Below are 12,192 nucleotides of genomic sequence, written 5' to 3' on the forward strand. Positions count from 1 at the left end.
GAAAACTTTTCGGGGGTGTGCGGTGAACCGGAGACGCGCGCAGGTGACCCTCACCGACGTCGCCAAACAGGCCGGGGTCTCGGTGGCCACCGCGTCCAAGGCGCTCAACGGGCGCGCCGAGGTCGCCCCCGCCACCCGCGAACGGGTGCGGCAGGCGGCCGAGGAGCTCGCCTTCCATCCGAACGTGCTGGCCCGGAGCCTGATCTCCGGCAACACGCGGACGGTCGGCCTGCTCACCGACGAGCTGTCGGCGGCCCGGTTCGCGATCCCGGTGCTGCTGGGCGCCGAGAACGCCCTCGGCAACGAGCAGATGAGCGTCCTGCTGTGCGACGCCCGCGGCGATGCCATCCGGCGCCGGCACTACATCCGCACGCTGCTGGCCCGGCAGGTCGACGGCTTCATCATCCTGGGCGACTCCAACGAGGTCCGCCCGTCGCTGAGCGCCGAAATTCCCGTTCCGGTGGTGTATGCGTACTGCGAGTCGGACGATCCTTCGGACCTGTCGGTCATCGCCGACGATGCGGGCGGCGCGCGCCTGGCCGCCGAGCACCTGGTGACGCTGGGCCGCCGGCGGATCGCCCACATCACCGGCGACCCCGGCTACCGGGCGGCCCGGGACCGCTCGGCCGCACTGCGGGAGGTCCTCGACTCGGCCGGCCTGCCCCTGGTCGGTGAGCCGCTGTTCGGCCAGTGGTCACAGCGCTGGGGCCGGCACGCCACCGCCCGCCTGCTGGCCTCGCACCCCGGCGTGGACGCCATCTTCTGCGGCAGCGACCAGATCGCCTCCGGCGTGACCGAGGCCCTGCGCGACCTGGGCCGCACCGTTCCCGAGGACGTCGCGATCGTCGGCTACGACAACTGGGAGGTGCTGGCGGCCGAGTGCCGTCCCCCACTGACCACCGTGGACCTCAACCTGGAACAGCTCGGCACCACCGCGGCCCAGCACCTGTTCGCCCTGCTCGACGGCGACCAGCACGCCGGCGTGATCCGTCAGCCCGGCCGCCTGGTCGTCCGCGACTCCACCGCGGTGGCCCGGCCCGGGTGAGGGCAGCACTACCCCCGATCCGGGGGATGGCCGGGCTGACTCGGCGCGGCCGGATTCCTAGCGTCGAACCATGAGGAAATTGCTGAGTTGGAGCATCGCGGGGGCGCTCATCGCATCCTCGCTCGCGGTGGCCGGAACACCGGCCGCGGCGACGACGGGCCGGCTGATCTCGGTCACCGCCCTGCACACCTACGCCACCCGGGCCGACGTGGACGCGGCGCTGACCACGGACAAGTTCGACCCGGGAACCGACCGGTACGGGGTGCGAACCTACCGCCTCGTCTACCGGACCACCGACCCGACCGGCCGGCCGACCACGGCCAGTGGCCTGGTCGCGTTGCCTATCAACGACGAGCCGCGACTCCGGACGGTGTCGTTCGGGCACGGCACCTCGATCTACAAGCTGGACGCACCGTCCACGTCGGACGACGTGTTCCTGATCGGACCGGCGCTGACGTTCGCGTCGGCCGGATTCGCGGCGGTCGCACCCGACTACCTCGGCCTCGGCGTCGGGCCGGGACCGCACCCGTGGATGGACGTGCCGTCGGAGACCACCGCCTCGCTGGACCTGCTGCGGGCGGCCCGCACCTTCACCGCCCGGCAGGGACGGCAGCTGGCCCGGGACGTCTACGCGTCCGGCTTCTCCCAGGGGGCGTCGGCCGCCCTCGGGCTGGCCCGGGCATTGCAGTCGGGGGCCGATCCGTATTTCCGGGCGGTCGCGGTCGCCCCGATCAGTGGCGCCTACGACTTCCGGCACGCGGAGATCCCGGCGCTGTTCACGCCGGCCGTGCACCCGGTGCTGGCCAGCGCGTACACCACATATCTGCTGTCCGCCTTCGACCGGCTGCACGACATCTATCCGTACCCCGGATACGTGTTCCGGTCGCCGTACGTCGATCTGCCGGAGCTCTTCGACGGCACCCACCCCGGCGAGGAGATCCTGATGGCCCTGCCGCCCTCGATCGACGACCTGCTCACGCCGCGGGGAAAGGCGATGCTGCTGCACCCGACCGGCCGGTTCGCCGACGCGCTCGCCGAGCTCGACAGCGTCTGCACCGACTGGACGCCGCGCATGCCGGTGCGGCTCTACTACAGCCCGGGCGACGAGGAGGCGGTGAACGCCAACACCGAGCACTGCCACGCCACCCTGGGGGCGCCCACGGTCGACGTCGGCGTCGACACCGACTACAACGGTTTCGTCCACGAGGGGTCGGAGGTCCTCGGCGTACCCGAGGTGACCCGCTGGTTCACCGCCCTGAGCAGCTGACCGAAAGCGATCGGGTCTCACCGGCCATTCGCGGAACCGATCATCGGTCCGGCACGGCCCGGACCGCTGCCAGCGCCAGCAGCGCCGACCCGATCAGGGCCGCCGCAACGAGCAGCGCCGCGCAGGGGTCCGGGTCCATCAATCGGTCGGCGAGCGTCGGCTCCCCTACCGACACCCCGGTGCTCAGCAGGAAGGCGCCGCCCTCGTCGACCAGTGTCGAGACCAGCGTCACCAGCGACCACATGTCGGCAACCCGCAACAGGTCAGCGACGACCGCGACCTCGAGCGTCAGAGCCCCCGCGATCAGAACCGAGCGTCCCGGGGCACGGCACGCACCGACCACCGCCACGACCGCGCACAACACCGCCGCCACCAGCTCGGGCAGCACCACGACCAGGAGCGGCCACGGGTCGGTGGGGAGCGGCCATCGGCTATCGGCGGCCTCGTTCGCCAGACCGGCGGCCGCCACCACGAGCGGTACCAGGCCGAGGCCGGCGGCCGCGACGACCGGCCACCGGGACCGCCGGACGCCGGGTAACCGATGCACCGCGACCACCAGCACCGTCAGCGCGAGCAGCAACAGCACGCCGGTAAGTCGCTCGCCGTCCAACGAGGCGACCATCCACACCGTGCCCGCCCGGCCGGCGCCCGGGGGTGGGGGGACGACGTCGACCGGGTGCCAGAGCCGGCTCGCCACCGCCGCCGCGAGCAGGACCAGGCCGGCGCCGAGCCACCGACCGGCGGTCGCGCGGAATGCATATGTGGCCAGGAACACAACCGCGAGTGCCGCGCATGCGGCGCTCGCCTGGTCCGCACCGAAAAGTGCAGCGCCGACCGCAGTGGTCGCGGCGGCAGCGAGCGACACCAGTAATGACGATGGCCGAGAAATAGCGGGCACAATCGGACATTGTAGAGCGTCGCGGCCCGGCGCCGGCATTGTGTGAGACATTGACATGCGTTAGCGTGCAACATTGAGCGCTACTGACGTCAGACAGCTCGTGCACGGGGGCAGTGGATTTCATGTGTTAATTCAATGCATGGGCAATACTCCCGTGTGCCCAACTCTGGATTCAACGACAGAGATGAGACACGGTGTCAAGACGATTCGTAGCAGCGGTAATAGGAGTTCTGGTCGCGACAACGCTGCTTCCGCAGCAGGCGCTGGCTGCTCCGCACACCAAGAAGACGTTCACCGCGATCGTGGCCCTTCCATACCAGGAAGACCACATTCCGACGTTGGCAGACTTCACGAAGGTCGCCCCCACGGTTTCGCCCGACGGCCGCGTCGGACCACCCCGGGCCACCCCGCGTAAGGACGTTTCGAACCCGAACCCCGGGCCGACGTACGACGCCTATCTGGAGCCCGACAAGAAATCCTTGAACGCGCTGGCCGCGTACGATTACCTCACCAAGGAAGAATGCCGGGAGCAGGCTCTGCCCGAGCCGGCCGACGACTGGGCTTTCAAGAACCACTTCGCGGCCTGCCAGCGATTCCGCTACGGGGTCCTGCGGTACGACTGCGAGGACAACAAGTGCCAGCAGACCGGCGTCCGGCACGCCCGCGCCACGATTCTCGGCTTCGGCACCCAGGACGGGCGCAACATCCAGTTCGAGCTTTACCTCGACGACTGGCACTCGGACGGAAGCACGGTCGATCCCAAGACGGTGGTCAGCTTCAACTTCGTCTGCACCACACCGAGCCTGGAACTCCCCTGCACCAGCCAGTCGAACCCGATCCCCGACATGTCGGTGACGAAGACCCTGGAGGGCTGGGAGCAGGACGGCTTCTACCGCTACGCGATCAACCCGACCGGGGGCGAGTCCGACAGCAACACGCACCCGCTGGACAACGTCCACAAATACGTTTTCGCTCTGCGGTCCACGCAAACCTATCTGGACGGCGTCGCGCCGAGCCAGACCGTCAATTTCGAGTCGGTCCTCGTCCGCTGCGACAACGCGACCTACATCACCGGGCGGCAGTGCCTGTTCCCGGAAGTGACGGCCGTTCTGCATATGGACTACGACCAGGACATCTGCAAGGTGAACGTCGACTCGACGGACTGCTACAAGCAATCGGTTGAATTCATCTACACGGCGATGCACCACCTGGATCAGGTGAAGGCGGACTCGGAAGGTCTCTACGTTCCCGGTGGATTCTATGAACAGCCCTGGACGGGCCGATACGAGCCACTGACGCGAAACTATTACGGCACCCAGAGCCGCACCATCGTCCGGGCGGAATGTGCCCGGCTGTTCGGGGCGGACTACGCGACGAACGCGCCCGACGGCAAGCCCCGCGACTGCGATGAGTACCCGTTCGCGTCGACCTACCAGAGCGCCAATTTCGACACCATCGGCACAGCCGCCACCTGGGCGGTCAAGGCACTCTATTCGGTCCACAACCAGTCGGCCGGCCGTCTCTATGCCGCTTGGTACCGCGCCGATGGTATTATCGACGGCGATCCTTTCTACATCCAGATCGACAATGCCCCGGAATTTGTGGGATAGCTGACGAAGCGTTGCCAGCGCCCTTCCCGGGTGCTGGCAACGCTTTTTGGAGAAGGAAGATGCCGGCCATAACGGATACGCTGAGCGATATAGACATATGGTTGGCCGACAATGCCCCCGTCGACTGGGGAAATCTGTTTCCGCCGGCCGGTGGCCGAGACATCGCTCAGGCCGAAGCGACTTTGGGGCGCGCCCTGCCCGCCGAGTTCCGCGCTCTCTACGAGTGGCACGACGGTTCGCCGGCCACGCCGGCCCGTTGCGTCGAGCTGCTGCCCGGCTGGCCCTTCCTGAGCCTGGCCGACAGCGCATCACACTGGGCCCAGCGCAACAAGCTCTACGAGGCCGACCTCGACGAGACCGGGGCGTGCTTCTGGTGGCGGACGAGCTGGCTGCCACTGGCCTACGACTTCACCGGCGACATGCTCGTCGCCGAGATCTCCCCCGAGGCCACGAACTTCGGCGCGGTCTTCCACGCCTCCCTCGAGAACGGGCCGAGATTCTTCGAGGGCTGGCCGACGCTGGAAGCCGCACTCGACGACGTCGCCGACACGCTGGCAGCCGACGACCCGCAGCCCCTGCGGGGCCTGACCCCGGTGGTCGACGCCGGTCGTCTCACCTGGCGATGACGGCGAAGGGCGGCCCCGGATGGGACCGCCCTTCTGTTCAGCTATTTCAAGGCAGGGTTCAGCTGCAGCCGGAGGTGGAGCCGCAACCCTCGCAGACGTAGCAGCTGCCGGCGCGGCGCATCTTGGTGCCGCAGGTGAAGCACAGCGGCGCGTCGGCCGCCTGGCCCATCACGATCTCGAGCAGCTCGGTCGACGAACCGACGCTCGTCGGGGCCGCCTTCTCGGTCTCGGCCGGGGTGGACGCCGCGCCCACCGGGGCCGACACCGGAGCCGACGCGGCCATGCCGGCCAGGTCGGTCGTCGCCGCGGCGACCTCGGCCGCCGCCTCGGCCTGCACCTGGGCGGCCCGCTCCTTCGCCGTGAAGATGCCCAGGTCGGCCCGGGTGTCGTAGGGCAGGAAGTCGAGCGCCAGGCGCCGGAAGATGTAGTCCATCACCGACGCGGCCATGCGGACGTCCGAGTCGTCGGTCATGCCGGCCGGCTCGAAGCGCATGTTGGTGAACTTGCTGACGAACGTCTCGAGCGGCACGCCGTACTGCAGGCCTATCGAGATCGCCACCGAGAAGGCGTCCATGACGCCGGCCAGGGTGGAACCCTGCTTCGACATCTTCAGGAAGACCTCGCCGAGGCCGTCGTCGGGGTACGACGACGCGGTGAGGTAACCCTCGGCGCCGCCGACCGAGAACGACACGGTCTCCGACGGGCGCTTCTTCGGCAGCCGCTTGCGGACCGGGCGGTACTCGACGACCTTCTCCACGACCTTCTCGACCTCGGCCGCGGGCTTCTCGACGGCCTTGTTGCTCTTCGCCACCGAGAGCGGCTGGCCGACCTTGCAGTTGTCGCGGTAGATCGCGAGCGCCTTCAGGCCGAGCTTCCAGCCCTGGTAGTGGATGTTCTCGATCTCCTCGACGGTCGCCGTCTCCGGCATGTTGACCGTCTTGGAGATGGCACCCGAGATGAACGGCTGCACGGCCGCCATCATCCGCACGTGACCCATCGGGGCGATCGCGCGCTCACCCATGGCGCAGTCGAACACCGCGTAGTGCTCCGGCTTGAGGCCGGGCGCGTCGACGACGTTGCCGTGGTCGGCGATGTGCTCGACGATCGCCTCGACCTGTTCCTCGGGGTAGCCGAGGCTGCGCAGCGCGCGCGGCACCGTCTGGTTGACGATCTGCATGGAACCGCCGCCGACCAACTTCTTGAACTTGACCAGGGCGAGGTCGGGCTCGATGCCGGTGGTGTCGCAGTCCATCATCAGGCCGATGGTGCCGGTGGGGGCGAGCACCGACGCCTGGGCGTTGCGCCAGCCGTTCTTCTCACCGATCTTCAGGCCGCTCTGCCACTGCTTGGTGGCCTCGCGGACCAGGTCGACGGCGACCGGATTGGTGGTCTTGATCTCGTCGTTCGCGGCGGCGTGCTTGCGCATGACCCGCTTGTGCGCGTCGGCGTTGCGGGCGTAGCCCTCGTACGGGCCGACGACCCCGGCGATCTCGGCGGAGCGGCGGTAGGCCGTACCCGTCATGAGCGAGGTGATCGCGGCGGCGACGCCGCGGCCACCCTCCGAGTCGTAGGGCAGGCCGGACGCCATCAGCAGGGCGCCGATGTTGGCGTAGCCGATGCCGAGCTGACGGTAGGCGCGGGTGGTGACCCCGATCTTCTCGGTCGGGAAGTCGGCGAACGCGATCGAGATCTCCATCGCGGTGATGATGAACTCGACGCTCTTGACGAACTTCTCCACCTCGAAGCCACCGTCGGCCTTGAGGAACTTCATCAGGTTGAGCGACGCCAGGTTGCAGGACGAGTCGTCCAGCGACATGTACTCCGAGCAGGGGTTGGACGCGGTGATCCGGCCGGTCTCGGGGTTGGTGTGCCAGTCGTTGATGGTGTCGTCGTACTGCATGCCGGGGTCGGCGCACTCCCACGCGGCCTGGGCGATGTCGCGGAACAGCTTCTTCGCGTCGACCTGCTCGATGACCGAACCGTCGAGGCGGCTGCGCAGCCCGAACTGGCCGCCCTCCTCGTACGCCCGCATGAACTCGTCGGAGACCCGGACCGAGTTGTTGGCGTTCTGGTACTGCACGCTGACGATGTCGGCGCCGCCCAGGTCCATGTCGAAGCCGGCGTCCCGCAGCGCGCGGATCTTGTCTTCCTCGCGCGCCTTGGTGGTGACGAACTCCTCGATGTCCGGGTGGTCGACGTCGAGGATGACCATCTTGGCGGCCCGGCGGGTGGCACCGCCGGACTTGATGGTGCCCGCGCTGGCGTCGGCGCCGCGCATGAAGCTCACCGGTCCGCTGGCGGTCCCCCCGGACGACAGCAGTTCCTTGGACGAGCGGATGCGGGAGAGGTTGACGCCGGAGCCGGAGCCGCCCTTGAAGATCAGCCCCTCCTCCTTGTACCAGTCGAGGATGGAGTCCATCGAGTCGTCGACCGACAGGATGAAGCAGGCGCTGACCTGCTGCGGCGACTTGGTGCCGACGTTGAACCAGACCGGCGAGTTGAAGCTGAACACCTGGTGCAGCAGCATCCAGGTCAGCTCGTGGTCGAACAGCTCGGCGTCGGCCTTGGTGGAGAAGTAGCCGTACTTCTCGCCGGCCTCGCGGTAGGTCTCGACGACCCGGTCGATGAGCTGCTTGAGCGACCACTCGCGCTCCGGGGTGCCGACCGCACCGCGGAAGTACTTGGTGGTGACGATGTTCGCCGCGTTCACGCTCCAGAACGCGGGGTATTCCACGCCACGCTGCTCGAAGTTGATCGAGCCATCCCGCCAGTTCGTCATGACGACGTCCCGGCGCTCCCACTCCACCTCGTCGTACGGGTGGACGCCCTCGGTCGTCCAGACCCGCTCGACCCGCAGCCCCCCGGCGGGCGCGCTACCGTTCGCACGGTTGCGCTGCCGACCTGCTGTGATGCCGTCCCCGGCCATACTGCTCCCCCTCGTCGAAACTGCTCGTCTTTACTTGATCTTGGGCGCCTGGCCCGCCGAGACGGCCGCCGCCGCCTCGCGCTGGACCGTCGCCTCGCGCAGCGCGACGATCTCCTTCTCGAACTCGTCGAGCGAGTCGAAGGCCTTGTACACACTGGCGAATCGCAGGTAAGCCACCTGGTCGAGCTCTCTCAGCGGGACGAGGATCGCGAGACCCACCTCATGGCTGGGGATCTCCGCCGCACCCTTCGCCCGGATCGTCTCCTCGACCTTCTGCGCGAGCAGAGCGATCGAGTCCTCGTCGACGGGCCGGCCTTGGCAGGCCTTGCGGACCCCGCTCATGATCTTCGTCCGGCTGAAGGGCTCGGTCACGCCGCTGCGCTTCACGACGGCGAGAACCGCTTCCTCGACCGTGGTGAACCGCTTGCCGCACTCGGGGCACGAGCGTCGGCGACGGATCAGAGCACCGTCGTCGGCCTCACGCGAGTCGACCACGCGAGAGTCGGCGTGGCGACAGTACGGGCAGCGCACCGCGATCTCCTTCCAAAGCCCTCTCCATTGTCCTCCGGGCACGCCAAAAACGACGTCGCTAACTGTGCGCCGTCGTCAACAGCCTGTGGATGAACCGGGGAGGGGAACCCCAACCAGTGGATGACTTACACCCTTGTAACTACTACATGTTGGGGTAGACGCTAGGCCCATGCGGACGCGGGCGCAAGCTAAGAACGTGCCGACGCGCCGTATTTTCCGCCTCAACACGTGCAGTGTCACCGGCGACTACGGAGGGCCGCTTTCATCACGTTCGCGGCAAGATCAAAATCTGGCCGGGGGTCAACCCGTAGCCGTCCAGATGGTTGATCCGGCGGATCTCCGCGACGGCAGCCTGGCCGTCCCGCCCGGGCCGGACGCGGGCCGCGATGTCCCACAGCGTGTCGCCGGACCGGACGGTGAGCGTAGGTGGCGCGGTGGCCGGCTGATTGTCGGCCCGCGACGCCGTGGTGAACAACACCGCACTGGCCAGGGAAGCCACCAGCGCCAGAAGGACCAGCACCACGGCCCGCCCACGCCGCGTCAGCCGCAGCGGCGGCTCGACCCGCCGAATCTCGTGCGCCACCATCCGTCGACCCTCTCAAGATCGCTAGGACATCCGTTCTATAGAACGCCCGTACGACGGTCTATCAGAACACGCGTACGGAAGTCGAGCACTTCCGAGCGACACGCCGAGAGAAAGTCGTACAGATGTTTGAATATGTCGCACCCCGCGATTACGGTTTCCCGTCAAGAGGGATCAACCGGGCCGGCGCCATCCCCACGGCGCCCACCGGTTCCGCGAGCGCACCACGTGCCGACGAGGCACTGGCCGACAGGAAGGGCGGACGTGTCGACCGACGACCGGACCAGCCGGCAACAACACATCACCCAGCGTCGCACCCCGGCGCGGTCCCGCGGCGAAGGGACACCTCAGCTGCGCGCCGTCACACCCGTGGTCAGCCACTTCCCCGACCTGGTGACCGCCGACCTCACCGCCCGTCAGCGGCGCATCCTGGAGTTCATCCGGGAGTGGGTGGAGCGCTACGGCTACCCGCCCAGCGTCCGGGAGATCGGCGAGGCCGTCGGCCTGGTCTCCCCGTCCAGCGTCGCCTACCAACTGAAGGCCCTGGAGACCAAGGGCTTCCTGCGGCGCGACCCGAACCGCCCGCGCGCCGTCGACGTGCGCGCCCCCAGCGAGATGGTCGACGACGAGGCGATGCGCACTGCACGTCCGCAGCCGACCTATGTCCCGCTGGTCGGCCGGATCGCCGCCGGCGGCCCGATCCTGGCCGAGCAGGCCGTCGAGGAGTTCTTCCCGCTGCCGCGCGAGTTGGTCGGCGAGGGTGACGTCTTCATGCTCGAGGTCAAGGGCGACTCGATGATCGACGCGGCCATCTGCAACGGTGACTGGGTGGTGGTCCGTCAGCAGCCGACGGCCAACGCGGGCGACATCGTGGCCGCGATGATCGACGGCGAGGCCACGGTCAAGAGCTACCGGCAGCGCGACGGCCATGTCTGGCTGATGCCCGCCAACCCGGCGTTCGACCCCATCCCCGGCGACGACGCCACCATCATGGGCCGAGTGGTGGCCGTCCTCCGCCGCGTCTGACGGTTCTGAAGGAGAAAGGCCGGTCCGTCGGACCGGCCTTTCGTTCAGCTGTTCAGCGGCGGTAGCCGGGGTTGTCGAAGCGGCTCTCCGGCCGGCCGTTGCGGTCGGCGTAACCGTCGCGCTGAGGCGGGCGGCCCTGGCCGCCCCCCGGCTGCTGGCCGTAGACGCCGGGCGAACGCTGGCCCGGCTGAGCCGGGCGCTGCCCCGGCCCCGGACCGCCGCCACCCTGACCGGGCGGAGGACCGGCCGGGCGCTGCGGGCCGCGCGGGGGCGGGCCGTACTGCTGACCGCCACCGGGAGGACCGTAGACCGGGCCGCCGCGGCCGGGCTGCGGCTGCTGCGGTCCGCGCGGGGGCTGGGGCGGCTGCTGCGGGCCACGCGGAGGCTGGGGCGGCCGAGCGTACTGCGGCGCGCCGCCACCGCCACCAGCGCCGTAGACCGGGCCGCTGCGGTTGGGGTTGCCGCCACCGGGGCCGTAGCCACCGCCGGCCGGACCGGAGCGGGCGCCGCCGTAGACACCGTTGCGCTGCGGGACACCGCCGACGCCGATCAGCTCGGTCTCGGGATCGCCGGGCTCCGGGGAATCGTCGCCGGCCCACGCGGGCGACGAACGCGTCCGCTTGCGGTGCTGGGTGATGCCGAGCACACCGATGCCGACCAGGAGCAGACCGAGGATGCCGATGCCGCCGACCATGTAGGTGATCTGGTCGATGGTGAGATCCGCGTACCACGCACTGCCGGAACCGCCGCCGGAACCGCCGGAGTCCTTCTTCAACGCGGCGACCGTGGTCGCGGGGGTGTATTTCAGGATGCTGTTCGGGGTCTCGTGGTCACCGCTCATGTCGGAGACCGTGTAGAAGAGACTGCCGTCCTGGCTGTAGGTGATCGCCTCGCCGAGCGTCTCGTTCGGCAGGCCGGTGGTGCGCGGCTTGCCCTTCAGCGCGGCCAGCACGTCGCCACCGGTGACGTCCCACTCCAGCGCGTCGGTGTAGGTGCGCAGCACGACCTTGGAGCCGCCGGGGGCGATCGCCGCGCCGTCGATGGTCTTGTTGCCGATCCGCGCGTACGGGTTACCGGCGGTCTCGGTCGCGTTGACCGTGAGCTCGCCCACCTTTTTCAGCGGGACACCGGTCTCGTTGTTGGTCTTCAGCGCCGTCGACGGCTGGTAGATCGCGGCCGCCTTGCCGATCTCCTTGGTGATGATCAGCGGGATGTTGTCGCCGGTCAGCAGCAACGCCTCGGCGTCGTGGTGGTCACCGTCGGGATAGGACACCCGGTGGACGGCGGGCTTCTTCGACCCGTCGACCGGCATGGTCCACAGGGTGAGAGTGGGCCGGCTGGTGTCCTTGTCGTAGTCGTTGTCGCCGATGTCGGCGATCCACAGCGTCTTGCCGTCCGGCGAGAGGACCAGGTCTTCCGGGTCGCGCGGGCCCTTCCCGCTGTACGACACCTCATCGACCACCTTGCATTTGCTGTCGAGGAAGAAGATCTGCCGGTGGGTCTCGACGGTCGTGCTGTCGTTGATCACGACGAAACCGGTCTTGGTGGCGACTATCCCGGACAGTTCGTCCAGCCGCTCGTCGGTCACCTTGCAGACGGATTTGCCCGCGGTCGCCTTCACGCTGACCGTGGGGTTGGGATCATCCGCAAACGCACTGGACGGACCGACCATCACCAGCC

10 protein-coding genes are annotated in these 12,192 nt (G+C 68.6%); 5 read left to right on the top strand and 5 right to left on the bottom strand.

Annotated elements, in window-relative coordinates; genetic code table 11:
• The first annotated feature begins 22 nt into the window (after positions 1 to 22).
• Together Ato02nite_RS05920 and Ato02nite_RS05925 are read left to right on the top strand one after the other, a co-directional pair.
• A complete protein-coding gene (locus Ato02nite_RS05920; protein ID WP_246606177.1) occupies positions 23 to 1,045 on the top strand; it encodes a LacI family DNA-binding transcriptional regulator in 1,023 nt (340 codons plus the stop codon).
• A gap of 70 nt (positions 1,046 to 1,115) precedes the next feature.
• A complete protein-coding gene (locus Ato02nite_RS05925; RefSeq protein WP_213005355.1) occupies positions 1,116 to 2,312 on the top strand; it encodes an acetylxylan esterase family protein in 1,197 nt (398 codons plus the stop codon).
• 40 nt (positions 2,313 to 2,352) lie between these two features.
• On the opposite strand, the gene Ato02nite_RS05930 is transcribed toward Ato02nite_RS05925, so the two are convergent.
• Entirely contained in the window at positions 2,353 to 3,177 is an 825-nt protein-coding gene (locus tag Ato02nite_RS05930; RefSeq protein ID WP_213005356.1) for a hypothetical protein, read from the bottom strand.
• Positions 3,178 to 3,404: 227 nt separating this feature from the next.
• On the opposite strand from Ato02nite_RS05930, the gene Ato02nite_RS05935 reads away from it, so the two are divergent.
• Both Ato02nite_RS05935 and Ato02nite_RS05940 read left to right on the top strand, forming a co-directional pair.
• Positions 3,405 to 4,820 carry a NucA/NucB deoxyribonuclease domain-containing protein gene (locus Ato02nite_RS05935; protein ID WP_213005357.1) on the top strand — a complete coding sequence of 472 codons (1,416 nt, stop codon included), beginning with the start codon at positions 3,405 to 3,407 and terminating at the stop codon, positions 4,818 to 4,820.
• Between the two features lie 101 nt (positions 4,821 to 4,921).
• Positions 4,922 to 5,446, top strand: a complete 525-nt coding sequence (locus tag Ato02nite_RS05940) for an SMI1/KNR4 family protein (RefSeq protein WP_213005358.1) — start codon at positions 4,922 to 4,924, stop codon at positions 5,444 to 5,446.
• Between the two features lie 58 nt (positions 5,447 to 5,504).
• Here the strand turns inward: Ato02nite_RS05940 and Ato02nite_RS05945 are convergent, their stop codons facing one another.
• From Ato02nite_RS05945 to Ato02nite_RS05955, 3 genes are all read right to left on the bottom strand, one after another.
• The gene (locus Ato02nite_RS05945) at positions 5,505 to 8,372 is read right to left on the bottom strand and encodes a vitamin B12-dependent ribonucleotide reductase (protein ID WP_213005359.1); all 2,868 of its coding nucleotides are present in this window, start codon (positions 8,370 to 8,372) and stop codon (positions 5,505 to 5,507) included.
• Between the two features lie 30 nt (positions 8,373 to 8,402).
• The gene (gene nrdR / locus Ato02nite_RS05950; protein WP_203724194.1) at positions 8,403 to 8,903 is read right to left on the bottom strand and encodes a transcriptional regulator NrdR; all 501 of its coding nucleotides are present in this window, start codon (positions 8,901 to 8,903) and stop codon (positions 8,403 to 8,405) included.
• A 265-nt stretch (positions 8,904 to 9,168) separates the two neighbouring features.
• Entirely contained in the window at positions 9,169 to 9,489 is a 321-nt protein-coding gene (locus Ato02nite_RS05955; protein ID WP_246606179.1) for a LysM peptidoglycan-binding domain-containing protein, read from the bottom strand.
• Positions 9,490 to 9,750: 261 nt separating this feature from the next.
• On the opposite strand from Ato02nite_RS05955, the gene lexA reads away from it, so the two are divergent.
• Positions 9,751 to 10,512, top strand: coding sequence for a transcriptional repressor LexA (gene lexA / locus Ato02nite_RS05960; protein WP_213005360.1), 762 nt, complete (start codon positions 9,751 to 9,753; stop codon positions 10,510 to 10,512).
• 52 nt (positions 10,513 to 10,564) lie between these two features.
• Here lexA and Ato02nite_RS05965 read toward each other — a convergent pair whose 3' ends face one another.
• Positions 10,565 to 12,133, bottom strand: coding sequence for a hypothetical protein (locus Ato02nite_RS05965; protein ID WP_246606181.1), 1,569 nt, complete (start codon positions 12,131 to 12,133; stop codon positions 10,565 to 10,567).
• Positions 12,134 to 12,192: the final 59 nt, after the last annotated feature.

The organism is Paractinoplanes toevensis (genome assembly GCF_018332695.1).
Classification (GTDB): domain Bacteria; phylum Actinomycetota; class Actinomycetes; order Mycobacteriales; family Micromonosporaceae; genus Actinoplanes; species Actinoplanes toevensis.